Source organism: Kitasatospora misakiensis (assembly GCF_042656005.1).
GTDB classification, from domain to species: domain Bacteria; phylum Actinomycetota; class Actinomycetes; order Streptomycetales; family Streptomycetaceae; genus Kitasatospora; species Kitasatospora misakiensis.
In genome coordinates this window covers 49057-73098 of sequence record NZ_JBHSOF010000023.1, presented here as the reverse complement: position 1 = coordinate 73098, position 24042 = coordinate 49057, and the positions used below count along the sequence as shown (strand labels likewise).

Sequence of the window (24042 nt, the reverse complement as noted above, 5' to 3'; positions counted from 1 at the left end):
TTCCGGAGCCCCGTCCCTGATGTCCGTTCCCCCTGTCCGATCCCCGAAGGCTCCACCTCGGAGTCCGTTGCCCGCCCCGTGTGGAGGCGCCACCATGCCCAGACCGCCCCTCTTATCCGTCCGCTCGCATCCCTCGCGGCTACGCCGCCGGAGCGCCGTCCGATGAATGCCCCGCTGTACCGCCCGCCCAGCCCCGAACTCGACCGCCTGCTCCGCCCGCTCTTCCACGCCGCCGCCCCGAGCGGTGGCGCCGCCGTCGTGGTGATCCGCGGCGACGAGCGGACCGTCGCCTGCCGCGGCCACGCCGTCCGCTCCACCGAACACCCGGTCCGCGCCGACACCCGCTTCGAACTCGGCTCCGTCACCAAGACGTTCACCGGCCTGCTGCTCGCCGAGATGGCGGCCCGCGGGGAGGTCCGCTACGACGACCCGATCGACCGCTACCTGCCCGCCGACGCGGCGCCCGGCTACCCGCAGGAGCGCCCGATCACCCTGCTCCACCTCGCCACCCACACCTCCGGCCTGCCCCGGCTGCCGGACGGGGTGGTGCCGGGACAGGCCCCGCGCTGGTTCACCCACCCCTACGCCACCTTCGGCCCGGCCCACCTGCTGCGGGCGCTGCCCCGGACGGCGGTGCGCGGCACACCGGGCGCCCAGGTCCGGTACTCCAACCTCGGGTGCGGCCTGCTCGGTCTGCTGCTGGCCAACGCGGCCGGGCAGCGGTACGACGATCTGCTCGCCGCCCGGGTCTGTGGGCCGCTCGGCCTGATGGACACCTCCTGCGGCCCCGGCCGGGAGGAGGACGCCGGATACCGGCGCGGTCGCCGGGTGCCGTCCTTCCGGTTGCCCGCCCTGCCGGCCGCTGCCGCGCTCCGCTCCACGGCGGACGACATGCTCCGCTACCTCCAGGCCCACCTCGCGCTGGACGCCGTCCCGCTCCCCGAACAGGCCGACTCGGTGGTGCTGCGGACGGCGCTCAACGAGGTGCGGCGGCCCCGCACCGGCGGGCGGCGCGGCGGCCCGCGGATCTGCCTGGGGTGGAACCACCGGGCGCTGCCGGCGCCGACGGTGCCCGCGCCGACCGCGCCGGCCTCGTTGTCCTCAGGGGACGCGGATCCCGGGGAGAACGGGCCCGGAGGAGCCGATGAGGTGATCTACCACGCGGGTGCCACCCGCCGGTCCACCGCCTTCGTCGGGTTCAGCCCCCGGGCCCAGGTGGGGCTGGCGGTCCTGGCCGGCGGACTGCCCTTGCGCAGTCGCGGCCTGGTCCAGAGCGCGTACGACACCCTGCGCACCCTGATCGCCGAGCACGGCGAGGGCTGACCGCCGGGCGTGCTCCGGAGACGAGGGTGTCCGCAGGCGGTCACGACCGCTCGGCGGGCACCCTCGTCCGCACTCGGCGCGTTCAGCCCTCGCTGCCCGCCGGCGGGAGCTGGGCCTGGATGAGGTTCATCACCGTGGAGTCGGCCAGCGTGGTGGTGTCGCCGATTTCGCGGCCCTCGGCGATGTCGCGCAGCAGGCGGCGCATGATCTTGCCGGAGCGGGTCTTCGGCAGCTCGCCGACCACCTTGATCTGCTTGGGCTTGGCGATCGGGCCCAGGGTGCGGCCGACGTGCGCCCGCAGCTCCTCGACCAGCTCGGGGCTGTCGGTGGCGGTGCCGCGCAGGATGACGAAGGCGACGATCGCCTGGCCGGTGGTGGCGTCGGTGGCGCCGACCACGGCCGACTCGGCCACCGAGGGGTGCCCGACCAGGGCCGACTCGACCTCGGTGGTCGAGATGTTGTGGCCGGAGACCAGCATGACGTCGTCGACCCGGCCGAGCAGCCAGATGTCGCCGTCCTCGTCCTTCTTGGCGCCGTCACCGGCGAAGTAGCGGCCCTCGAACCGCGACCAGTAGGTGTCGATGTAGCGCTGGTCGTCGCCCCAGATGGTACGGAGCATCGACGGCCACGGCTCGGTGAGGACGAGGTAGCCGCCGGAGCCGTTGGCGACCTCGGTGCCGTTGTCGTCGACGACGGTGGCGGCGATGCCGGGCAGGGCGCGCTGGGCGGAGCCTGGCTTGGTCTCGGTGACGCCGGGCAGGGGGCTGATCATGATGGCGCCGGTCTCGGTCTGCCACCAGGTGTCCACGATCGGGGCCTCGGAGCCACCGATGTGCTCGCGGTACCAGATCCACGCCTCGGGGTTGATCGGCTCGCCGACGCTGCCCAGCACCCGCAGGGAGGACAGGTCGAACTTGGCGGGGATGTCGTCGCCCCACTTCATGAAGGTGCGGATCGCGGTCGGCGCGGTGTAGAGGATCGTCACGCCGTACTTCTGGACGACCTCCCAGAACCGGCCCTGGTGCGGGGTGTCGGGGGTGCCCTCGTAGATGACCTGGGTGGCGCCGTTGGAGAGCGGGCCGTAGACGATGTAGGAGTGCCCGGTGACCCAGCCGATGTCGGCGGTGCACCAGTAGACGTCGGTCTCCGGCTTGAGGTCGAACACCGCGTGGTGGGTGTAGCTCGCCTGGGTGAGGTAGCCGCCGGAGGTGTGCAGGATGCCCTTGGGCTTCCCGGTGGTGCCGGAGGTGTAGAGGATGAAGAGCGGGTGCTCGGCCTCGTGCGCCTCGGGGGTGTGCTCGGTGGACTGACGGGCGGTGATCTCGTGCCACCACACGTCCCGGCCCTCGGTCCACACGGTGTCCTGGCCGGTGCGGCGCACGACGAGGACGTGCTCGACGCCCTCGGCCTTGGTGAGCGCCTCGTCGATGGCCGGCTTGAGGGCGGAGGGCTTGCCGCGCCGGTAGCCGCCGTCGGCGGTGATGACGAGCTTGGCCCGGGCGTCCTGGATGCGGGAGGCGACGGCGTCGGCGGAGAAGCCGCCGAAGACGACGGAGTGGGTGGCGCCGATGCGGGCGCAGGCGAGCATCGAGACGACGGCCTCGGGGATCATCGGCAGGTAGATCGCGACGCGGTCGCCCTTGGTGACACCGAGTTCGAGCAGCGCGTTGGCGGCCTGGGAGACCTCGTCCTTGAGCTGGGCGTAGGTGATGGAGCGGCCGTCACCGGGCTCGCCCTCGAAGTGGATGGCGACGCGGTCGCCGTGGCCGGCCTCGACGTGGCGGTCGACGCAGTTGTAGGCGATGTTGAGCTTGCCGTCGGCGAACCACTTCGCGAAGGGCGGGTTGGACCAGTCGAGGGTCTCGGTGGGCTCGACGGCCCAGGTGAGGCGGCGGGCCTGCTCGGCCCAGAAGCCGAGGCGGTCCTCGGAGGCCTGCGCGTACGCGGCCGCGGTGACGTTGGCGGCTGCGGCGAGCTCTGCCGGCGGGGCGAAACGCCGCTCCTCCTTGAGCAGGTTGGCCAGGCTCTCGTTGCTCAACGCGCACTCCTCATGAGTCATGATCGGGGTCGTTTCCCGTGCGTGGGATTGTCCCGTGTGTCCCAGCGCACAGCTCACCAGGCGAAGAGGTCAGTTGACAAGAGGCTCCGGGGAAATGGTGTAGACCTTTGATCGGTCATCGAACGGTCGCCCGAGGTCGGAGGCCTCTCGGGCGGCGCGGTGTGGTGGGCCCGCGTCCTTGGCCCGCCCGGCTGGACGCGGGCCCGGCTCTCAGGCGGCCAGGCCGGGACTCCCCGTGCCCCCGGCCGGATCCGCGGCGGTGGTACCGCTGGCCGGTACCTGTTCGAATTCAGTCACTCGTTCGGGCGTGTCGCGCTCCCCGCGCGGGGTGGACGCTCGCCCGCCGGGCGCGGAGGCCGGTGCGGGCGCCCATGTGGGTGCGGGCGCGCCGGCCGGTGCCGCCGCCGGTGCCGGTGCCGGTGCCAGCGCCTCGACCGGGCCGAATCGGCCGCTCTCCCGATCGAGTACATAGGCCTGCGCGGTGGCGAAGTCGAAGTACATGCCGACCAGTCGCAGGGTGCCCTCGGCGACCCGCCGCTCCACGGCCGGATTCGCCATCAGCTGGTCCAACTGCTGGACCACGTTGGTGATGCAGAGCTGCTCGGTCACGTCGACCACCGGGCGGTCGGCGAACTCCGCCGGGATCCGGCGCAGCCGGTCCAGCGAGCCGCGGCCGTTGCGCAGCCAGCGGGCCAGCGGGGTGGGCCGGCCGGGCTGCTCGTGGACCCCGTCCAACAGCGCCTTCATCGCCCCGCAGCCCGAGTGTCCGCAGACGGTGATCGACCGGACCTCCAACACCTCGACCGCGTACTGCACCGCGGCCGCCACCGAGTCGTCGGCCGCGCCCGGTTCGTGCGGCGCCGGCACCAGATTGCCGACATTGCGCACGGTGAAGAGGTCACCGGGACCGCTGTTGGTGATCATGCTGGTGACCAGCCGGGAGTCCGCGCAGGTCAGGAAGAGCTGCGAGGGCGTCTGCCCCTCCCGGGCGAGCCGGGCCAGTTCGGGCCGCACCAGCGGGGCGGTGTGCAGTTGGAACCCCCGGACCCCGTCCAGCAGCCGGCCGTGCGGGTCCTCCTGCTGCTCGATGCAGTGGTGGCCGACCCAGGGCGTCCAGGCGCGGCAGCGGTGCGGACCGGGGGAGCTGCCGGCGCGGACGGTGCCGTCCGGGTCGAGCACCTCGTCGTCCTGGCGGCGGGTCACCATCGACACGCGCCCGCCGCCCGCCTGGTGCCCGGAGCGCCAGCTGTGCAGCGTCTCGTAGGCGGCGTGGTCCAGGAAGGACCCGTCGTGGACGACGGTGACCTCGACGCCGGCCGGGATGTCCGCCAGTGCCCGGCTGAGCCGGGGCACGGCGGTGAAGGTCAGTGGACCGTGCGTCTCCACGGTGAACGCGCCCTCGGCGTCGGTCAGCACGTCGACGTGGGCGCGGGTCAGCCGGTAGAGCGCGAGCAGTACGGCCGTCGCGGTGCCCAGCGCCACGCCCGGCAGGACGCCGAACAGCACCACGGAGACCACGGTGATCAGGTAGACCGGGAACTCGCGGTGCCGGTGGACCTTCCGGATGTGCGCGAAGCTCACCATCTGCAGGCCGACGACCAGGACCAGGGCGGCGAGCGCGGCGAGCGGGATCCGGCGCAGCCCGCCAGTGAGGGCCAGCGCGGCGGCCAGCACCCACACCCCGTGCAGCACCGAGGACCAGCGACTGCGCGCACCGGCCCGGACGTTGGCGGTGCTGCGCACCGCGCCGCCGGCGATCGGCAGCCCTCCGACCAGTCCGCTGACCATGTTGGCGAGGCCCTGGCCGCGCAGTTCGCGGTCGAGGTCCCCGGCGCGGTGCGACATCCGGTCGACCGCTACGGCGGAGAGCAGCGACTCGACGCTCGCCACGGCGGTGACGGTCAGCACGGCGCCGAGGACGGCCAGGGGCGGGCCGTGCGGGAGGTCGGGGACGAGGTCGTGCGGCTGCCAGGCGGGCAGATCGGCCCGGTCGAGCCGCAGGTCCAGCGTGACGGCGAGCGCGGTGGCGGCGGCGACGGCGGCCAGCGGGCCGGGGACCTTGGTCAGGCGGGTGCCGAACTCGCCGTACCGGCCGGGGAGTCGGCCCAGCCTGGGCCAGCCGAGCAGGACGGCGGCGGTGACAACGCCGATCGCCAGGGCGGACGGGTGCGGGCCCGCCAACTGGCTCGGCAGGGCGATCAGGTTGGCCAGCGCGGAACTCTGCGGGGAGCCGCCGAGGACGACGTGCAACTGCGCGATGGCGATGGCGAGGCCGACCCCGGCCAGCATGCCGTGCACGATGGCGGGCGAGACGGCCAGCGCCGTGCGGGCCACCCGCCGCACGCCCAGCAGGAGTTGGAGCAGGCCGGCGGCGAGCGTGATGGCGCAGGTGGCCTGCCAGCCGTACTGGGCGATGAGCCCGGCGGTGATCACGGTGAGCGCGGCGGAGGGGCCGCTCACCTGCAGCGGGGTGCCGCCGAAGAGTCCGACCACGATGCCGCCGACGGCCGCCGCGGCGAGGCCGGCGCTGAGCGGGGCGCCGGTGGCCAGGGCGATGCCGAGGGAGAACGGCACGGCGATGAGGAAGACCACCAGGGAGGCCGAGAGGTCCAGCGCCCAGGTGGCGCGGGGACGTCGGCCCGGTGGGGCGTGGTCGGTGGTGTCGGAGGCGATGGGGGCGCTGGAGATGTCGAGGGTCATGGGTCTTCCCGTCTGTCCGGGGGAACGAACGCAGTCAGGTCCGGCGGTGAGTCCGCTCGGGGCTCGGTGAAGCGGATCGGCTGTCGTGGGTCGCGACGGTGTGGCGGGATGGTGCGGCCGGGCCGGGGGTGCGGGTGTCACCGGTCGGGCCTTGGACCATCGGGGTCCCGGTGGTCGCTCGGCGGGGCGCTGGGAGGAGCCAGACCACGGCGAGGAGCATCGGGACGGATGCGGAACATCAAGACTCGGTAAACCGAGGGTAATGAGAGCTTTGCACAGCGTCATCCGGAGCGACAGGCAATATCCGTCTGGTTCACCCCATTGGGTGGTGGTCGAACGGACGGGAATCTGCTGGTGGCGGCGGCGTGAGGCTCATCCCGGGGGTGGCGGGGCGGACGCGAAGGGGCCGCGGCCCCCGTTTCGGGGACCGCGGCCCGTGGTCGCTGCGCTGGTTGCTCCGTGCCGGGGCCTTGTGTCGGCCCTTGGTTCCGCCGCTCCGCTCAGGCGGCCGCGCCGGCCGCGGCGGGTTCGTCGCCGAGCACGAAGTCCGGGTCCACCTGGGTGGCGAGGTCGATGCCGACCTTGGCGTTCGCCCAGCTCTCCGCGTTGCGCAGGTGGAAGTGGACGGCCTGCTCGGTGTAGCGGCGCGGGTCCCGCAGGTCGTGCGCGGCGTCGGCGGCCGCGCGCAGTTCGTCCAGCACCGCCCGGTTGGCGGATTCGAGGGCGCGCAGCGGCGGCTGCGCGCCCTGCTCCAGTCGGCGTACCCAGTCCGAGTGCCCGAAGGCGGTCAGCAGGTCCTCGCCGACCTCCCGGCGGAGGAAGTCCAGGTCCTCCTGGCCCTGCACCTTGTTGCCGACGACCCGCAGCCGGACGCCGAAGTCGCGCGCGTAGTCCCGGTACTGGCGGTACACCGAGACGCCCTTGCGGGTGGGCTCGGCGACCAGGAAGGTGAGGTCGAAGCGGGTGAACAGGCCCGAGGCGAAGGAGTCGGAGCCGGCGGTCATGTCGGTCACCACGTACTCGTCCCGGCCGTCGACCAGGTGGTTGAGCAGCAGCTCGACCGCGCCGACCTTGGAGTGGTAGCAAGCGACGCCGAGGTCCTCCTCGGTGAACGCGCCGGTCGCCAGCAGGCGCACCGAGCCCTCGTCGAGCGGGATCGGGCGGGCGCAGGCCGCGTAGACCGGGTTCTCCTCGACGATCCGGAGCAGCCGCGACCCGCGCCCCGGCGGGGTGGTCTTGATCATCTCCTCGGCGGAGCGGATCAGCGGGTTGCTGCCGCGCAGGTACTCCTTGATCCCGGGCAGCTGGGCGCCGAGCGAGGGCAGGGCGGCGGACTGGTCGTCGGTCAGTCCGAGGGCTGGGCCGAGATGCTGGTTGATGTCGGCGTCGACGGCGAGGACTGGGCGGCCCGCGGCGGCCAGGTGGCGGATGAACAGCGCGGACAGCGTGGTCTTGCCGCTGCCGCCCTTGCCGACGAAGGCGATCTTCATCTTGGACTCCGGCTCTCGCTCCAGGACCCGTCGCGGTCGCGGTCCGCGAGGGGGTCGATGATCTCCCGAGTTGGAAATCGTTATCGTCTTCGGCAGCCATGCTATCCAGGGTTTCGGGCCGTTTGCGGGAGGGAACTGAGGATTGCCTCGAACGGGTGATACGAGGTTGCTGTTCCGGCAGGGGCGCCCGGTTCATTACTCTCGGGTAGGTGAGCACTGGAACAGATCCCCTCGCCCCGCTGGCCCAGCTCCCCGGGGTGCCCGACGCCGTGGCCGAGGTGCGCAAGGCCGTCGACCGCCTCTACGGCCACCGGGTGATGCGCCGCCGCGCGGCCGAGGTCACCTCCGAGTCGGCGCTGCGCGGCGCCCGCGCCTCCGCGGCGCTGGCCGGCGCGGACTGGCCGCTGGAGGAGGTCCGGCGGCGCAGCGACTTCGGCGCCGACCCCGAGGCCCGGGCGGTGGGCGCCGCGCTGCGGATCGCCGCCGAGGCGGGCCAGCTGCTGAGCGTCTGGCGGCACTCGCCGCTCCAGGTGCTGGCCCGGCTGCACCTGCTGGCGGTCGGCGACGCCGATCCCGTCGCGGGCCGGCCGCGCCAGGCCGGCGAGGGTGCCGACGACCCGTTCCCGCTGGAGCTGAAGCCGGTGGAGGGCGTCGCCGCGGACCAGTCCCCGGCCGCTCCGTCGGCCGTGACGGACGGGCCGGTGCCGGCGCTGCCGGCGGCGCCCGGCCCGGAGGAGGTCGCCGCCCGGCTCGACCAGCTCTCCCGGCTGCTGGTGGCCCGCGCGGAGGGCCAGGGCGTCGGGACGCCGGCCCTGGTGGTCGCCTCGGTGGTGCACGGCGAACTGCTGGCGCTGCGGCCGTTCGGCGCGTACAACGGCCTGATCGCCCGTGCCGCCCAGCGGATCGTGCTGCTCGCGGAAGGCCTCGACCCCAAGTCGATCTGCCCGGCCGAGGTGGGTCTGGTGGAGCTGGGGACGGACGCCTATCGCCGGGCGCTGGCCGGCTACCTGGCGGGGACGCCGGAGGGGCTGGCGGCCTGGATCGGCCACTGCGGCCGGGCGCTGCGGCTCGGGGTGCGGGAGAGTACGGCGGTCTGCGAGGCGATGCAGCGCGGCATGGTCTGAGCGGTGCGCCCCCGGGCCCGCGCGGCCCGGGGCCGGTGCTCCGGGGGCGTACGCCGGACAACGGGATGCGGCGGCACCTGATCCTGCTCGGTGCCGCCGCTGGTACAGATGCCGGGTGACCATGCATGCACCGGAAAGTGCCGATCAGACGGGGATCCTGCCCGTTCGTCTGGTCCGGCGGCCCGACAGCGGGTCGGCTGCATGTGGGTGCTCGGTTATCTGTACACACGGTCCGTGGGGCCTGAACTGCGTTGTCGGTTTGACCTCTTCGGTCCTGACCGGGTCTCGCGGGCCGTGCTTCATTTGTATCGCGTTTCGGGGCAAAGGGGAACCCGAAAAGAGAAGTCTTCGGCTTTTGACCGTTTTGTCCAACGTCTGTGCGGCGGGAGCCGCACGCGGACCCGCACCGCCGTCGAGGTCGTCCGGCGGTCAGGCCGCGGGTCGGCGGCGTCGGGCCGCGTACCAGATCACCCCGGCCGTCAGGACCGCCGTGCCGACCGCCACCGCCGTCAGCACCGAGCGGCTCGGCGTCGAGAACTCCGGGAGCCGCCGCCGGAGTTCCACCGGCCGGTCGAAGACCAGCACCGGCCACTCGCGGGCCACCGCCTCCTTGCGCAGCGCCCGGTCGGGGTTGACCGCCGAAGGGTGGCCGACCGCCTCCAGCAGCGGCAGGTCCGTCGAGGAGTCGCTGTAGGCGTAGCACTCGGTCAGGTCGTAGCCCTCGACCTCGGCCAACTCCCGGATCGCGGCGGCCTTGTTCTCGGCGTAGGCGTAGTACTCGATCTCGCCGGTGTAGCAGCCGTCCTCGACCTTCAGCCGGGTCGCGATCACATGGTCCGCGCCGAGCAGCGCGCCGATCGGCTCCACCACCTCGGAGCCGGAACTGCTGACGATGACCACGTCGCGGCCGGCCGCGTGGTGCTGCTCGATGAGCGAGGCGGCCTCGTCGTAGATGATCGGGTCGATCAGGTTGTGCAGGGTCTCGGCGACGATCTCGCGGACCTGCTGCACGTTCCAGCCCCGGGTCAGCGCGGAGAGGTACTCCCGCATCTTCTCCATCTGGTCGTGGTCGGCGCCGCCCACCAGGAAGACGAACTGGGCGTACGCACTTCGCAGGACGGCCCGACGGTTGATCAGACCGCCCTGGTAGAACGGACGGCTGAACGCGAGGGCGCTCGACTTGGCGATGATGGTCTTGTCGAGGTCGAAGAAGGCGGCGGTGCGCGGACCGGCCGGGTGCGGCCGGGCGGCCGTCGGGCGGGCCGCGGTGGGCGCGGAGCCGGCCGCTCCGGGCCGTGCGCCGGTCACGGCCGCCCCGTCGGGCCCGGAAGTCCCGCTGGTTCCGGCGGCTGCGGCGGTGGAGTCCGGGGACTCGTCGGCGTACTCGTCGGCGTTCTCGGTGGTGTCCACGGGAACCGAGGATAGAGGGCTCCGCAAAACAGCCCGCCATTCGGCGTACTCGCGGGCGTGCGGGTTTGTGTTTCTGGCCGCTCGGGTACACCATGGAAGTCACGGATCGTTCGCGACCGTGCTAACCCGGTCCGGCTCCTCCCCCCCGAGTCGGACCGTGGATAGACGACCCCCGCTCTCCCCCCCGGCGGGGGTCGTCGCACGTCCGGGGCCATTTTCAGGGCTTGAACGGCCGGCCGGGCGGATCCGTCGGGCGACCCGGGCGGTGTCTACGGGGGGTGTCGGCCCTCCGAGGCGTCTCACCGTTTTCGTCACTCTCCGTAGAGCTCTGCTCATGGCCGGGTTCGGCCCCCACCTGCTCCGGAATGGGGCTCGGACCTGCCCCGGTGAGCGCGTGGTGCGCGCCGCGCTATCCCGCCCCGCCAGGTATGGCGGTTCATCTCCGTGAGTCGGAATAGTCAATTCTTTGTCCAATAGCCCCCCGTCCGGGTGAACGTTTTCCTCCACAGCCCCCGAGTTGTCCACAGGGAATCGGAACCCGGAGGACGGAATCGGGACCGCCGTCCAGCGTGATGCCCGGCAGCGGTTGCCGGGCCCGTCCTGCGGGCCCGCGGCCGACTGCCGGACCCATCGGAGCCGTGCCCCGCCGCTGTACGCGGCCGGGCACCGGGACAGGGGAGCCGCCCATGTCGAAGCCCATCACCGACCGCGCCACCGCCGGCGGGCCGGAGCCCGCCCGGCCGCTCGTCCTCACCGGGGACGAGGGCCTGGCCGAGCACCTGCTGCGGATCTGCGCGGCGGCCGGCACCGATCCGCGGCTGATCCGGGGCGCGCCGCCGCGCGAGCTCTGGGAGGAGGCGTCGCTGGTCCTGGTCGGTGACGACCGGGCCGCGCAGTGCGCGGGGCTGCCCCGCAGACCCGGGGTGCTCCTGCTCGGGTTGGACCTCGACGACGCCGGGGTGTGGGTCAGGGCCGTCCAACTCGGCGCGGAGCACGTGCTGTTCCTGCCCGAGGCGGAGACCTGGCTGCTCGACCGGATCGCCGACGCCGTCGAAGGGGTCGGCACCCCCGCGCGCACCGTCGCCGTCCTCGGCGGCCGGGGCGGCGCGGGCGCCTCCACCCTCGCCTGCGCGCTCGCGGTCACCGCCGCGCGCCGGGGCCTGCGCACCGTCCTCGTCGACGGCGACCCGCTCGGCGGCGGGCTCGACATCCTGCTCGGCGGCGAGACGGCGGCCGGCCTGCGCTGGCCGGACCTCGCCGCCTCCCGGGGCCGGGTCAGCGGTGCCGAGCTGGCCCGGGCGCTGCCCGCGCTCAAGCGGCTCGGCACGCTCTCCTGCCTGTCCTGGGACCGTGGCGACACCCACGCGGTGCCGCCCGAGGCCATGCGCAGCGTCCTCGCCGCCGCCCGGCGGCGCGGCGGCCTGGTGGTGGTCGACGTGCCCCGGCGGCTGGATCCGGCGGCCGGGCAGGCGCTGGAGCAGTCCGACACGGCGCTGCTGGTGGTGCCGGCCGAGCTGAGGGCGGTGGCCGCCGCCGACCGGGTGGCCGCGTCCGTGCGGATGCGGCTCGACGACGTGCGGGCGGTGGTGCGCCCGCCGGGGCCGCTCGGGCTCCCCGCGCACCGGATCGCGCGGGGGCTGCGGATGCAGCTCGCCGGGGTGCTGGATCCGGAGCCGGGGCTGGCCGTCGACCTCGAACAGGGGGTGCCGCCCGGCATCCGGGAGGGCGGGCCGCTCGCCCGCTTCTGCGCGGCGTTCCTGGACGAGGTGCTGCCGACGGTGCCGGCGGTCGAGGGGGGTGTGTACTGATGGTGCGTCTGCGGAGGACGAGCGGCGCCGGGGCGTCCGGCGGTGACGGCCGGATCGGTGAAGGCCGGGCCGACGACGGCTGGGCCGGTGACCGGATCGGCGGACGCGGGTCGGCCCGCGGGAGCGACGGGCCGCGCGAACAGCGGGCGCTGCGGAGCGTACCGGGCCCCGGGAGCGGCCCGGCGGCCCGCGCGCGCCCCGAGCCGAACCCCTACGGTCGGACGGCGCGGGAGGAGCGCGCCGCCGCCCTGGTCGACGCCGTCCGGCTGCGGCTGGCCGAGTCCGGGGCCGTGCCGACGGCCGGCTCCGTGGCGACCGCCCTGCGGGCCGGCAGGCCGCCGCTCGGCGGTGACGACGTCCTCGACACCGTGCGCTCGCTCTGCGCCGAACTGGTGGGTGCGGGCCCGCTGGACCGGCTGCTGGCCGCGCCCGATGTCACGGACGTCCTGGTGAACGGGCCGGACGAGGTCTGGTTCGACCGGGGCGGCGGTCTGCGCCGGGCCACCGGCATCCGCTTCGCCGACGCCGAGGCGGTGCGCCGACTGGCCCACCGCCTCGCCACGGCGGCCGGGCGGCGGCTCGACGACGCGCGGCCCTGGGTGGACGCCCGGCTGCCGGACGGCACGCGACTGCACGCCGTCCTGCCGCCGATCGCCGCCGGCTGCACCCACATCTCGCTGCGGGTGTGCCGCTCCCGGCCCTTCACCGTCGACGAGTTGGTGGCGGGCGGGGCGCTCCCGCCGCGCGGTGGCGAGCTGCTGGCCGCCGTCGTCCGGGCCCGGCTCTCGCTGCTGGTGAGCGGGGGGACCGGCACGGGGAAGACCACGCTGCTCGCGGCCCTGCTCGGCCTCGTCGGTCCGGAGGAGCGGATCGTTGTCGCCGAGGATTCCGCCGAACTGCGCCCCGACCACCCGCACGTGGTGCGGCTCCAGGGCCGGCCGCCCAACCAGGAGGGGCTGGGTGAACTGACCCTGCGGGACCTCGTCCGGCAGGCACTGCGGATGCGCCCCGACCGGCTGGTGGTCGGGGAGGTGCGCGGCGCCGAGGTGGCCGACCTGCTGGCCGCCCTCAACACCGGCCACGAGGGCGGCGCCGGGACGGTCCACGCCAATACGGCGGCGGACGTACCGGTCCGGCTGGAGGCGCTCGGCTCGCTGGCCGGGATGGACCGCCCGGCCCTGCACAGCCAGCTCCGGGCCGCGCTCGATCTGGTGGTGCACCTGGTGCGCGAACCGGGCACCGGGCGGCGCCGGGTCGCCGAGATCCACACCCTGGGCGGCGACCGGCACGGACTCGCCGTCACCACGCCCGCGGTGACGTTCACGGCGGACGGCGGCATGGTGCCGGGCCCCGGCCGGCCGCGGCTCACCCGGCTGCTCGCCGCCCGGGGTGTCGTGCTCGCGGACGGGCCGCCGTGACGGCCGGGCCGGTGGAGGTGGCGTTCCTGCTGCTGCTGGGCGGCTGCGCGGTGGTCGCGTTGCGGCTCCTCGGGCCGTGGTGCGGGCGGAGGGAGCGCGGAGTGAAGGGCGGTGATCGCGGTGGCGGACCGGGTGGTGAGGGGCGGTGCGGTGGGTGAGGGCGGTGTCCGCCCGCCAAGGGAGACGGGCGGGCGCCGGTCCTCGGGCCGCGGTGGTCTTCAGGCGAGGGGCGGTGGGCGGCGTGGTGGTCGGAACGACGAGGGAGACGATGGTCTTGGTGACCGATGGGGTCGTGCTGTGGTCGGGGCCCGTGCTGTGCGGTGTCTCGGTGGCGGGCTGGTACGGGCTGCAGCGACAGGTGGCGGGTGCCCGCCGGGCCGGCGCGGTGCTGGCCGGCGGCGGGGACGACGCGAGCGGGGACAGCGGCGGCGGGGACGATGTCGGCGCGGGCGGTCGGAGTGCGGCGCGGGTGGTGGCCGCGGTCGCGCGGTGGTTGGGCGGGCCGTGGCGGGCGGTTCGGCGGTCGCCCGAACTGCTGCTCGTGCCCGGCGGGTTGGCGGCCGGGTGGGCGACGGCGTCACCCGTTCCGGTCCTGGCGGCGCTCCCGGCCGTCCTGCCGGTGCGGCGGTGGCGGCTGCGGCGCGCGGTGGCGGTCGAGGCGCGGCACCGGGCGGCCGCTGTGGTGGAGCTCTGCGCCGCACTGGCGGGCGAGCTGCGCGGCGGGGCGACGCCCGAACAGGCCCTCCACCTGGTGACCACGCGGCTCGCCGCCGACCGCGTGGCGCTGGAGCGGATCGGTGTCGAGCCCATCGCCCGGCTCGCGGCGGGTCGGTACGGCGCGGACGTGCCCGCGGCGTTCCGGCTGCTCGCCGAACGGCCGGGCGGGAGCGGGGCCGCGGCGGTCGCCGCCTGTTGGGAAGTCGCCTCGGTCGGTGGTTCGGGCCTGGCGACCGGACTGGACGGGGTGGCCGAGGCACTGAGCGTCGAGCGGGCGCTGGCGGAGGAGATCGCCGGCGAACTCGCGGCGCCGCGCACCACGATCGCGGTGCTGGCGGCCCTGCCGCTGGCCGGGCTGCTGCTCGGCGCGGCGCTCGGTGCCCAACCGCTGGAGGTGCTGCTCCACACGCCCGCCGGGCTCGCCTCCCTCACGGCGGGCGCGGCCCTGGAGGGGCTGGGCCTGGCCTGGACGGCACGGATCGTCCGGACGGCGGCCGAGGGCGTGCTGGTGGCCGCCCCGGTCCGGGAGCCGGAGTGGTCGCCGGGCGGTGGCGGCACCGACGAACCCGAGGAGTGGCGGTGCGGGATCACCAGAACCCGAGCGCGGAACCGGGCCCGGCCCGGCCGACCAAGCGGGGCGTTCCGACGGGAGGTGATGTCGGGGTGACGCGGGTGGACGTACCGGCCCGCGCGGTGGCGGGGGAGGACGGCCGCGCCGTGAGGCGCACCAGGGTGGCCCGGTGGGAGGTGGGGTGCGGATGACGTGGGTGGTGGAGCGGGCCGTCCCGATGGTGTGTGTCGTGGCGGCGCTGGTGGCTGCGGCGGCCGAGGGTCCGGCCAGGCGTCGGTGGCGTGCGCGCCGGAGGGCCGACACCCTGCTCGGCACGGGGGACCGGTCCCGCCCGTGGCGGTTCGGCGGCCGGTTCGGTGGGCAGTCGGGCCAGCGTCGGCCGGCGGTGCGAGGAAGTCCCGCCCTGCCGGAGCGGGTCCGGCGGTCGTCGACGGCGCTGGGGGCCGGGCTCGGGGTAGCGGCCTTCTTCGGGGGCACGGCAGGCCTGGTGGCGGGTGGAGTGTTGGCGGCCGGGCTGTTCCGGTGGCTGCCCCGGGCGCGGTCCCCGGCGGAACGGCGGGCCGTGCTGGACGAGGCGCGGCTGGTGCGGCAGTTGCCGCTCACCGCCGAGCTGCTGGCGGCCTGCCTCGGTTCGGCCGTCTCGCCGGCGGCGGCCGTCGCGGCGGTCGGCGGGAGCCTCGGCGCCCCCATGGGCCCCCGGTTGCTGTCGACTGCGGCCGAACTCGCCCTGGGAGCACCACCGGAGCTCTGCTGGCGTCGGCTGGGGGAGGAGCACCCGCCGTTGGCGCCGCTGGCCCGGTGCCTGGTCCGGACGAGCCTGAGCGGCGCCCCGGCGGCGACGGCGCTCGCCGGGCTGGCGAGCGGCCGGCGGGCGGAGGCCGTCCGGGCGGCGCACACCCGGGTCCGCCGGGCGGGGGTGCTCGCGACGGCGCCGCTCGGGCTGTGCTTCCTCCCGGCGTTCGTCCTGATCGGTGTCGTCCCGGTGGTTGTGGGGCTCACCACCCGTTTTTCGCAGGCGATGTGACGCGCAGACCGTGCGCCGAACGGGCCGGTCGGTCGGTGAGGCCGGTGCGGTCGGCGTAGTCGGCCGGTGGGGTCGCCGGTTCGGCGAACTCTTGTCGATTCGAAACAAGGAGACATGCATGAACGTGGCGATCAAGCCCGTGGTCGTGGCCGGTCCGTGGGCGGGCCGCCCGCCGGTGAGGCCGGTGGGCCGCATCCGGCGCGCGGTCCGGCGGCGGGGCCGTGGCCGGGCCGGTGGTTCGGACGCGGGGATGACCACGGCGGAGTACGCGGTCGGGACGCTCGGGGCGTGTGCCCTGGCGGCCGGGCTTTACAAGGTGGCGACCAGCCCGGCCGTGCTGGAAGCGCTGGCCGGGGCCCTGGACCGGGCGCTCCATGCGACCTGACCCGCTGTCGGGGCGGCGCCTGCGGCAGCGGCGACGGCAGCGGCGACGGCGCGGCGACGGCGGGTTCGTCACCGCAGAGACCGCCGTCGCGCTGCCGGCGCTGGTGCTGCTGGCCGGGCTGCTGGTCTGGGCCGTCCTCGCGGCGGCCGCCCAACTCCGCTGTGTCGACGCGGCCCGCGTGGGGGCCAGGGCGGCCGCGCGGGGCGAGGCCGATGCCGTGGGGGTGGCGCGGGCGGCCGCGCCACCCGGGGCGGCGGTCCTGGTGGACCTGGCGCCGGACACCGTCCGGGTCACCGTGGACGCGCCCTACGGGGCGCCGGGGCGCTTCGCGGAGGTGCTCGCGGTGCGGGTGGGCGCCACGGCCGTCGCGGCCCGGGAGGACGCCCTGCGGGGATCGGAGGGAGGTGTCGGCCCGTGACCGGACCGAGGCTACGCGGGCGTCGGCCGGACACCGGTTCGGCCACGGTCTGGCTGCTGGCGGGCGTGCTGCTCGGCTGCGTCGCGTTCACCGCCGCGCTCTCGATGGGCGTGGTGGTGGGCGCCCGCCACCGGGCGGAGTCCGCCGCGGATCTGGCGGCGCTGGCGGCGGCCGACCGGCTGCTGGTGGACGCGGACGGCGGATGTGGCCGGGCCGGGGCCGTGGCGGCGGCGCAGGCGGCCACCGTGGTCTCCTGCACGGCCGACCTCCGGGCGGACGCCGTGGAGGTGGTCGCGGAGGTGCCGGTCGCGGGGCTGCCGCTGCGGTTGTCGGTCGGTCCCGCCCGGGCTCGGGCCCGGGCCGGACCGCTCCGGGCGGCGGTCCCGCCGACGGACGAGGAGGCGCGCGTCGCGCTGGGCGGGGCCGACCAGGCCGGAGGGGGCTCATGAGCCCCCGGGCGGGCCCCCGTCCGTCGGGCCGGCCGCAGTCGGCGGGTCGGTGGGCCGGTGGGGTGGTTCGCCGGACGGCTCCCCGTCCGTCCCGGCCGCCGCCGCACCGCCCGCAGCACCGCCCGCCGCGCCGTCCTCCGCCCTCACTGCCTCCGCCGGTCCGGCCGGGTCGGCGGTCGGTGGGGCGCCGGCGAGCAGGATGTCCAGCAGCCGGACGGCGGCCGCCTTGTCGAGCGGGTCGTTGCCGTTGCCGCACTTGGGCGACTGCACGCAGGACGGGCAGCCGCGCTCGCACTCGCAGGCGGCGATCGCCGCCCGGGTGGCGGTCAGCCACTGCACGGCCCGCCGGAAGCCGCGTTCGGCGAAGCCGGCTCCGCCGGGGTGGCCGTCGTAGACGAACACGGTGGGCAGCCCGGTGTCGGGGTGCAGCGGCACCGAGACTCCGCCGATGTCCCAGCGGTCGCAGGTGGCGAAGAGCGGGAGCAGGCCGATCGAGGCGTGCTCGGCGGCGTGGGCGGCGCCGGGCAGCTGGTCGGGCGGGATGTCCGCGTCGATCAGCTGGTCCTCGGTGACCGACCACCAGACGGCCCGGGTGCGCAGGGTGCGGGGCGGGAGGTCCAGCTTGCTCTCGCCCATGATCTCCCCGGTGGAGATCCGCTTGCGGAGGTAGCCGACCACCTGGTTGACCACCTCCACCGAACCGAAGCAGAGCCGGCCCTCGCCCCAGTCGACGGTGGTGTCGGTGGAGAGCACGGAGATGGAGGTGATGTCCCGGGCGGAGGTCGTGTAGGGCGGGTCGGTGGGCTCGACCAGGGCGACCGAGCTGTCCAGGTCGAAGTCCCGGACGAGGTAGGTGCGGCCCCGGTGGAGGTGGACGGCCCCGGTGTGCACGGTGGTGTGGGCGGCCGAGGCGTCCACGGTGCCGAGCAGCCGACCGGTCGGCGCCTCGACGATCTGCACCGGGCTGCCGCCGCTGCCCCGCAGGTCGACGGCGTCGGCGGCCCGCTCGCGGCGGGTCCAGTACCAGGCGCCGCCGCGACGGCGGAGCAGGCCCCGGCGCTCCAGCACCGGCAGCAGCGGACCGGCCGAGGGCCCGAACAGCTCCAGGTCGGCGTCGGTAAGCGGCAGCTCGGCGGCCGCGGCGCACAGGTGCGGGGCGAGCACGTGCGGGTTGTCCGGGTCGAGCACGGTGGCCTCCACCGGGGTGGCGAACAGCGCCTCCGGGTGGTGCACCAGGTAGGTGTCCAGCGGGTCGTCCCGGGCGATCAGGACGGCGAGCGCGCCCTGGGCCTCGCGGCCGGCCCGGCCGGCCTGCTGCCAGAGCGAGGCCCGGGTGCCCGGGTAACCGGCCATGAGGACGGCGTCCAGTCCGGAGATGTCGACCCCGAGTTCGAGGGCGGAGGTGGAGGCGAGGCCGAGCAGCCGGCCGGAGTGCAGGTCGCGTTCCAGGGCCCGGCGCTCGTCGGCGAGGTAGCCGCCGCGGTAGGCGGCGACCCGGTCGGCGAGCGGGCGGCCGAGCTGGTCCTGGGTCTGCAGCGCGACGAGTTCGGCGGCGCGCCGGGAGCGGACGAAGACGACGGTGCGGGTCTCCCGCTCGACCAGGTCGGTCAGCAGGTACGCGGCCTCGGCGGTGGCGGTCCGGCGGACCGGCGCGCCCTGCTCGCCGACGTTCTCGGTGAGCGGGGGCTCCCAGAGTCCGAAGACCATCGGGCCGCGCGGGGAGCCGTCCTCGGTGACCGCCTCGGCGGTCAGGCCGGTCAGCCGGCGGGCGGTGACGGCCGGGTCGGCGGTGGTGGCGGAGGCGAGCAGGAAGACGGGAGAGGAGCCGTACCGGGCGCAGATCCGCCGCAGCCGGCGCAGCACCTGGGCCACGTGCGAGCCGAACACGCCGCGGTAGCCGTGGCACTCGTCGACCACGACGTAGCGCAGAGTCTTGAGAAAGGAGGACCAGCGGGCGTGCGCGGGCAGGATGCCCCGGTGCAGCATGTCCGGATTGGTGAGGACGTAGGACGCGTACTGGCGGACCCACTCCCGCTCCTCGGGCGGGGTGTCGCCGTCGTAGAGGGCGGCCCGGACGCGGGGCGGGGCGAGTTCCGCGGCCCGGCGGCGCTGGTCGGCGGCGAGTGCCTTGGTGGGTGCGAGGTAGAGCGCGGTCGCGCCGCGGCCGTTGGGCGCCTCGGTGCCGTCCAGCAGGTCGGAGAGGACCGGGGCCAGATACCCGAGCGACTTGCCCGAGGCGGTTCCTGTGGCGATCACCACGGATTGACCGGATTTGGCCAGATTCATCGCTTCGGCCTGGTGGGCCCAGGGCTGCCGGACACCCATGGCCTCGGCGGACGCGGTGATCTCGGGCCGGATCCAGTCGGGCCATGGCGCATAACGGGCAGGCCGGGCGGGAAGGTGCTCCGTATGGGTGAGCCGGTCCGACCGCTCACGGGCGTTGGACAGGGTCGTGAGCAGTGCCTCGGGCAGGCTGTGACGCGGCGGCATGGGGACCCAGTGTGTCACCGGCGTGACGGAGAATCGTCCTAAGCCATCGTGCGGTCATGGTCACAAGTGGTTGAATGTGGCCGTGACGGCCGTACGGCCGGGGGTCGCAGCGCCGAGGCTTGCCACGCATTCGCTGGGTGTGCCCAGGGCGGCGACCATGCGGTGGCGGCCGTCCGGCCGAGTATCGCAATGACGTAGCAAGGCAAGGTGCTGGAGGTTCCGTGGACCTGTCCCTGTCGACCCGTACAGTCGGCGACCGCACGGTCGTCGAGGTTGGCGGCGAGATCGATGTGTACACCGCCCCCAAGCTGCGCGAGCAGCTGGTCGAGCTCGTCAACGACGGCAGCTACCACCTCGTCGTCGACATGGAGGGCGTGGACTTCCTGGACTCCACCGGCCTCGGTGTGCTGGTGGGTGGCCTGAAGCGGGTGCGTGCTCACGAGGGCTCGCTGCGCCTGGTGTGCAACCAGGAGCGCATTCTGAAGATCTTCCGGATCACCGGTCTGACCAAGGTGTTCCCGATCCACAACTCGGTCGAGGACGCCGTCCAGGCGACCGACTGATCAGTCGACACCCGACCGACCAGGCCGGGCCGGCCCTCCGCGGCCGGCCCGCCCGATCCCTGTGCGTCCGGGGAGCCGGGGCCGCACGGCCCCGGCCCGTCCGGGCGTCCCGGGCCGGCCGATGCCGGCCCGCAGGGGCCGGGCCCGTATGCCCGGCTCCGGTCGGAGTACCCCGAGGGGGAAGAGATGGCAACCGTCGAACTTCGATTCAGCGCGCTTCCCGAACACGTGCGGACGGCCCGGCTGGTGGCCGCGGCGGTCGCCAGACGGGCGGGGGTCGACGAGTCGGTGCTCGACGAGGTGCGGCTCGCCGTCGGCGAAGCCTGCTCCCGTGCGGTCGGCCTGCACCGGCGCGGTGGCGTGACGGGCGCGGTGCGTGTCGCGCTGGTCGACCAGGAGAAGCGTTTCCTCATCGAGGTCGAGGACGAAGCGGGCCTCGACACCGTCCCGGCGACCGCCGGCGACGACGCCGACCCGGACGAGGACACCCTGGGTCTCGCGGTGCTTACCGGCCTGGTCGAGGACCTGGAGGTCACCAGCGGTACCGGCGGCGGTCTGATCCGGATGAGCTGGCCGGTCTCGGTGGACGCGCTCACGGTCTGACGTACATCAGGGCACATCCGCGCACGTTCGGGCGCCTCAGGGTGCAGCGGGTCGGCGGAGTGGCGAGCGGGAGGGCGGGTTCGGACGGGAATCGGGGGTCGAGCGGCGGCCGTGTAGGTTCGCAGTTCGACGACCGAAACCGAAAGGGCTTCTCCCGGTGAACAAGCGACTGCTGGCCGTACCCGTGCTCGGGGCGCTGCTCGCGTTCGGCGCCGTCGGCTGCGGCGACGACAACAGCAAGCAGCTGGAGTCCTGGGCGGCGAACGTGTGCGGCGCGGCCAAGGATCCGATCGCCCAGGCGCAGACCGCCCTGGCGGACACCGGCCAGGTGAAGACCGGCGAGGCTCCGGCCGATCTCCAGAAGCGCCTCTCGGCGGACATCGGCCGACTGGCCAAGACCAACCAGGACATCGCCGCCGCCATCAACGGCGCCGGCGCCCCCAAGGTCGACGAGGGCGCGAACCTGCAGAAGGACACCGTCACCGAACTCACCAAGGCGGCCGACGGCTACCTGGACGTCCAGAAGAAGCTGGACGCGCTGCCCAACGCCGACCAGGCGAAGTTCGCCGACGGGCTGCGCAGCGTGGCCGATCAGGTGCAGCAGCTCGCCTCGCTCTCCACCCAGGCCCAGGGCAAGCTGCAGCGCGGCGACCTGGGCGCGGCGATGGCCAAGCAGGAGGGGTGCAAGCCGGGGTCGGCCGCCGCCGCTCCGACCTCCCCGTCGACGGGTGGCCCGGCGGCCACTCCAACCGACGGGGCCACGGGCGGCGCGAGCCCGGCGGCGACCGACGCCTCCGCCACCCAGGCACCGTCCACGCCCGCCACACCGGCGCCCACGGCCTCGGCGAGCTGACCCCGCCTCGGCGGGCTGGACTACACCGCACTCCGGAGCCCCGATCGATCGACTCCGTACCCCCTCGGCCCCAGCCGCCGAGGGGGCGGCGGTGTTGGAGCGGTGCCGCCCGGGGGGCGGGGTGGTGGATGGAGGGTGCCGGGGGTCGCGCGGGGGACAATGGCGGGGTGATCAGTAGCCCCGTTCTCGACCCGACCCGCCTCGCCAAACTGCGTGAGGCGCTGCTCGCCGCCTCGTACACCGCCGACGGCTGCCTGGACCTGCTCGGGCCCACCGGGTACGCGGCGCTGGCCCGCAGCGAGGCGGTGCCCGCGCTGCGGGCGACCCGCGGCGGCAGCCCGCTGGAGACGCTGGTGCGGCTCTTCCTGCTGCAGCAGCCCGTGCCCTACCGGGCGGCCGCCGCCGCCCTGCCGGTCGAGGACTGCCTCGCCGACGGCTGGCTGCGCCCGGACGGCGATCTGGTGCGCGCCACCGTGGACGTCCGGCCGTACGCGAACGAGGTGGCCGGGCTGCCGAGTTCGGACGCCTGGGTGGTCTCCGACCTGGGCTGCGCGGTCGGCGGCGCGGGCGGCATCGGCTCCGGGGAGACCGCGCACGGCGTGGCCCGCAAGGACTTGGTGCTCGGGGTGGGCGGCGCGTCCACCACGCTGGCCAACATCACGGTGCGACGGCCGGTCCGTTCGGTGCTGGACCTCGGTTCGGGTTCGGGCGTGCAGGCGCTGCACGCCGCCCGGCACGCCCAGCGGGTGACCGCCACCGACCTCAACGAGCGGGCGCTGCGCTTCACCGAGCTGACCCTGGCGCTGTCCGGTTTCGACAACGCGGAGACCGCCGCCGGCAGCCTCTTCGAGCCGGTGGGGGATCGGCGGTACGACCTGATCGTCTCGAACCCGCCGTTCGTGATCTCGCCCGGGGGCCGGTTCACCTACCGGGACGGCGGGATGGCCGGCGACGACCTCTGCCGCACCCTGGTCCGCTCGGCCGCCGCGCACCTGGAGCCGGGCGGCCACTGCCAGTTGCTGGCCAACTGGCAGCACGTCAAGGGCGAGGACTGGCGGGACCGGCTGGCCGGCTGGGTGGCCGGTACCGGACTGGACGCCTGGGTCGTCCAGCGCGAGGTGCAGGACGTGGCCCAGTACGCGGAGCTGTGGCTGCGCGACGGCGGTGACCACCGCGGTCCCGGGGGCGACTACCAGGCCCGGTACGGGGAGTGGCTGGACGCCTTCGAGGCCGGTCGGGTCGAGGGCATCGGCTTCGGCTGGATCACCCTGCGGGCGAGCGGCGCCGAGCGCCCGACCGTCCGGGTGGAGGAGTGGCCGCACCCGGTGGAGCAGCCGCTCGGCCCGCACATCGAGGAGTGGTTCGACCGGCAGGACTTCCTGCGCGCGCACGACGACGCGGGCCTGCTGGCGGCACGGTACGTGCTGGCCGACGAGGTGGTCCAGGAGCAGGTGGGCGCGCCCGGGGCGGAGGACCCGGAGCATGTGATCCTGCGTCACAACCGCGGGATGCGGCGGGCCACCAAGGTGGACACGGTGGGCGCTGGTTTCGTCGGGGTCTGCGACGGGACGCTGTCGGCGGGCGAGATCGTCGACGCGATCGCGCAGCTGCTGGGCGAGGACCGGGTGGTGCTGCGCGACCGGGTGCCGGAGTCGCTGCGGCTGCTCACCGAGCAGGGGTTCGTCAGGCCCACGGCCTGACGGACGGGAACGGCGGTCCCGGGCCCCGCACGCATTCGCGGCTGCCCGGTTCACCGCACCGTTGCCCCCGGTTCGCCGGGTGGCCGCCGAACATCTCCCCCTAGTTGGCCCCAGGCTGTGAAGCTCTGTCCACAGGCTGTGGACAGGGCTGGGGGGCCGGGGTGGAGTCGACGACGGCGACGGCGGGTGGCGTGATATTGGCCCTCTTCGGCGGCGCACTCCTGCTCTGGTGCGCCGCCGAAGCGGGCCTGCGCCACCGGGTCCGCCGCCGAGGGCTGCCGGCGGTCGCCACCGTGGTCGCCGAGTCCGATCCGCACGGCGAGCTCGACAGCGCGCCCCTGCTCTCCTTCACCGCCCGGCCGGCCCCCGCCCGACCGGTCCTCGCCGGGCCGCCCGCCGCCGGGCCGCCCGCCGGTGACCGGCCCGGAGCCGCCCTGGCTGTCGAGGCCTGTGAGCTGGTGCTGACCCGCCCGCGCGGCCACACCCCGCTGCGCCGCCCGGCCCGTCTCGTACCGGGCGGATCCGTACGGATCGCCTACGATCCACGCCGTCCCGGTCTCGCCGTGCTCGTGGCGGAGGAGGCCGGTCCCCGGGCCGTCGTCGCCGACCTGCTGTGGACGGCGCTCGGCCTCGGCTGTCTGGCCGCCGGGGCCGTTCTGCTCCTCGCCGCGGCCTAGCGGGTCCCGGTCGGGTCCCGGTCGGGCCCGACCAAGTCCAGGCTCCCGGCTCCCGGGAGCGCCCTTGATCCGTTGACAGATCTTGAAATCCGTCATTCCATCCTTCGAAACCCGCCGAAACCCGCCGAAGCCCCCTCCGCAGGGCGCGATCCGTCGTCGTCGGGTTACCGTTCGAGTGGCGTCGGTCGGCCTTGCCGGTGAAATTGCGGGATCCGTCCGTTTGACAAGGGTGGCCGGGGTACGGTCACACTCCGCTGGTG

General features: G+C 74.9%; 19 protein-coding genes. 14 read left to right on the top strand and 5 right to left on the bottom strand.

From position 1 onward, the window contains the following. The first annotated feature begins 162 nt into the window (after positions 1-162). The gene (locus tag ACFP3U_RS19020; RefSeq protein ID WP_380226756.1) at positions 163-1323 is read left to right on the top strand and encodes a serine hydrolase domain-containing protein; all 1161 of its coding nucleotides are present in this window, start codon (positions 163-165) and stop codon (positions 1321-1323) included. 82 nt (positions 1324-1405) lie between these two features. Here ACFP3U_RS19020 and acs read toward each other — a convergent pair whose 3' ends face one another. The 3 genes from acs to ACFP3U_RS19005 form a co-directional block, all read right to left on the bottom strand. Continuing rightward, positions 1406-3382, bottom strand: a complete 1977-nt coding sequence (gene acs, locus ACFP3U_RS19015; protein WP_380226754.1) for an acetate--CoA ligase — start codon at positions 3380-3382, stop codon at positions 1406-1408. A gap of 210 nt (positions 3383-3592) precedes the next feature. Further along, positions 3593-6082 carry a SulP family inorganic anion transporter gene (locus tag ACFP3U_RS19010; protein WP_380226753.1) on the bottom strand — a complete coding sequence of 830 codons (2490 nt, stop codon included), beginning with the start codon at positions 6080-6082 and terminating at the stop codon, positions 3593-3595. A gap of 500 nt (positions 6083-6582) precedes the next feature. Continuing rightward, the gene (locus ACFP3U_RS19005) at positions 6583-7572 is read right to left on the bottom strand and encodes an ATP-binding protein (RefSeq protein WP_380226752.1); all 990 of its coding nucleotides are present in this window, start codon (positions 7570-7572) and stop codon (positions 6583-6585) included. Positions 7573-7781: 209 nt separating this feature from the next. Here ACFP3U_RS19005 and ACFP3U_RS19000 point away from each other — a divergent pair, with 209 nt between their 5' ends. After that, positions 7782-8696: a Fic family protein gene (locus ACFP3U_RS19000; RefSeq protein ID WP_380226751.1), complete on the top strand. Its 915-nt coding sequence runs from the start codon at positions 7782-7784 to the stop codon at positions 8694-8696. 429 nt (positions 8697-9125) lie between these two features. Here the strand turns inward: ACFP3U_RS19000 and ACFP3U_RS18995 are convergent, their stop codons facing one another. Next, positions 9126-10106: an HAD family hydrolase gene (locus ACFP3U_RS18995; protein ID WP_380226750.1), complete on the bottom strand. Its 981-nt coding sequence runs from the start codon at positions 10104-10106 to the stop codon at positions 9126-9128. A gap of 686 nt (positions 10107-10792) precedes the next feature. Here ACFP3U_RS18995 and ssd point away from each other — a divergent pair. The 7 genes from ssd to ACFP3U_RS18960 all read left to right on the top strand — a co-directional run bounded on the left by ssd (position 10793) and on the right by ACFP3U_RS18960 (position 16896). Beyond that, on the top strand, positions 10793-11914 hold the full coding sequence (gene ssd / locus ACFP3U_RS18990) for a septum site-determining protein Ssd (protein ID WP_380226749.1): 1122 nt from the start codon (positions 10793-10795) through the stop codon (positions 11912-11914). After that, positions 11914-13332 carry a TadA family conjugal transfer-associated ATPase gene (locus ACFP3U_RS18985; RefSeq protein ID WP_380226748.1) on the top strand — a complete coding sequence of 473 codons (1419 nt, stop codon included), beginning with the start codon at positions 11914-11916 and terminating at the stop codon, positions 13330-13332. The genes ssd and ACFP3U_RS18985 overlap by 1 nt, the downstream gene beginning before the upstream one ends. 277 nt (positions 13333-13609) lie before the next feature. Beyond that, a complete protein-coding gene (locus tag ACFP3U_RS18980) occupies positions 13610-14716 on the top strand; it encodes a type II secretion system F family protein (RefSeq protein WP_380226747.1) in 1107 nt (368 codons plus the stop codon). 91 nt (positions 14717-14807) lie between these two features. Further along, positions 14808-15644 (top strand): type II secretion system F family protein, encoded by an 837-nt coding sequence (locus ACFP3U_RS18975; protein WP_380226746.1) that lies wholly within the window; start codon positions 14808-14810, stop codon positions 15642-15644. Positions 15645-15762: 118 nt separating this feature from the next. Further along, on the top strand, positions 15763-16029 hold the full coding sequence (locus ACFP3U_RS18970) for a DUF4244 domain-containing protein (protein WP_380226745.1): 267 nt from the start codon (positions 15763-15765) through the stop codon (positions 16027-16029). Then, positions 16019-16447, top strand: coding sequence for a TadE family type IV pilus minor pilin (locus ACFP3U_RS18965; RefSeq protein ID WP_380226744.1), 429 nt, complete (start codon positions 16019-16021; stop codon positions 16445-16447). Before ACFP3U_RS18970 ends, ACFP3U_RS18965 begins: the two co-directional genes overlap by 11 nt. Further along, positions 16444-16896 (top strand): Rv3654c family TadE-like protein, encoded by a 453-nt coding sequence (locus ACFP3U_RS18960; protein ID WP_380226743.1) that lies wholly within the window; start codon positions 16444-16446, stop codon positions 16894-16896. Before ACFP3U_RS18965 ends, ACFP3U_RS18960 begins: the two co-directional genes overlap by 4 nt. On the opposite strand, the gene ACFP3U_RS18955 is transcribed toward ACFP3U_RS18960, so the two are convergent. Beyond that, a complete protein-coding gene (locus tag ACFP3U_RS18955) occupies positions 16891-19386 on the bottom strand; it encodes a DEAD/DEAH box helicase (RefSeq protein WP_380226742.1) in 2496 nt (831 codons plus the stop codon). The genes ACFP3U_RS18960 and ACFP3U_RS18955 overlap by 6 nt on opposite strands. Before the next feature lie 221 nt (positions 19387-19607). On the opposite strand from ACFP3U_RS18955, the gene bldG reads away from it, so the two are divergent. From bldG to ACFP3U_RS18930, 5 genes are all read left to right on the top strand, one after another. After that, positions 19608-19949, top strand: a complete 342-nt coding sequence (bldG, locus tag ACFP3U_RS18950; protein WP_380226741.1) for an anti-sigma factor antagonist BldG — start codon at positions 19608-19610, stop codon at positions 19947-19949. Between the two features lie 186 nt (positions 19950-20135). Then, positions 20136-20552, top strand: coding sequence for an ATP-binding protein (locus ACFP3U_RS18945; protein ID WP_380226740.1), 417 nt, complete (start codon positions 20136-20138; stop codon positions 20550-20552). Positions 20553-20709: 157 nt separating this feature from the next. Continuing rightward, positions 20710-21405 (top strand): RAD23 family protein, encoded by a 696-nt coding sequence (locus tag ACFP3U_RS18940; RefSeq protein ID WP_380226739.1) that lies wholly within the window; start codon positions 20710-20712, stop codon positions 21403-21405. A 167-nt stretch (positions 21406-21572) separates the two neighbouring features. After that, positions 21573-23105, top strand: coding sequence for a DUF7059 domain-containing protein (locus tag ACFP3U_RS18935; protein WP_380226738.1), 1533 nt, complete (start codon positions 21573-21575; stop codon positions 23103-23105). A gap of 191 nt (positions 23106-23296) precedes the next feature. Continuing rightward, positions 23297-23782 carry a DUF3592 domain-containing protein gene (locus ACFP3U_RS18930; protein ID WP_380226737.1) on the top strand — a complete coding sequence of 162 codons (486 nt, stop codon included), beginning with the start codon at positions 23297-23299 and terminating at the stop codon, positions 23780-23782. Positions 23783-24042 lie beyond the last annotated feature (260 nt).

Coding starts and splice junctions, on each gene's coding strand:
- ACFP3U_RS19005 (WP_380226752.1), bottom strand. CDS start 7,572: ATGAAGATCGCCTTCGTCGGCAAGGGCGGCAGCGGCAAGACCACGCTG.
- ACFP3U_RS18975 (WP_380226746.1), top strand. CDS start 14,808: ATGACGTGGGTGGTGGAGCGGGCCGTCCCGATGGTGTGTGTCGTGGCG.
- ACFP3U_RS18955 (WP_380226742.1), bottom strand. CDS start 19,386: ATGCCGCCGCGTCACAGCCTGCCCGAGGCACTGCTCACGACCCTGTCC.
- ACFP3U_RS19010 (WP_380226753.1), bottom strand. CDS start 6,082: ATGACCCTCGACATCTCCAGCGCCCCCATCGCCTCCGACACCACCGAC.
- ACFP3U_RS18970 (WP_380226745.1), top strand. CDS start 15,763: ATGAACGTGGCGATCAAGCCCGTGGTCGTGGCCGGTCCGTGGGCGGGC.
- ACFP3U_RS19020 (WP_380226756.1), top strand. CDS start 163: ATGAATGCCCCGCTGTACCGCCCGCCCAGCCCCGAACTCGACCGCCTG.
- ACFP3U_RS18945 (WP_380226740.1), top strand. CDS start 20,136: ATGGCAACCGTCGAACTTCGATTCAGCGCGCTTCCCGAACACGTGCGG.
- ACFP3U_RS18985 (WP_380226748.1), top strand. CDS start 11,914: ATGGTGCGTCTGCGGAGGACGAGCGGCGCCGGGGCGTCCGGCGGTGAC.
- acs (WP_380226754.1), bottom strand. CDS start 3,382: ATGACTCATGAGGAGTGCGCGTTGAGCAACGAGAGCCTGGCCAACCTG.
- ssd (WP_380226749.1), top strand. CDS start 10,793: ATGTCGAAGCCCATCACCGACCGCGCCACCGCCGGCGGGCCGGAGCCC.
- ACFP3U_RS18965 (WP_380226744.1), top strand. CDS start 16,019: ATGCGACCTGACCCGCTGTCGGGGCGGCGCCTGCGGCAGCGGCGACGG.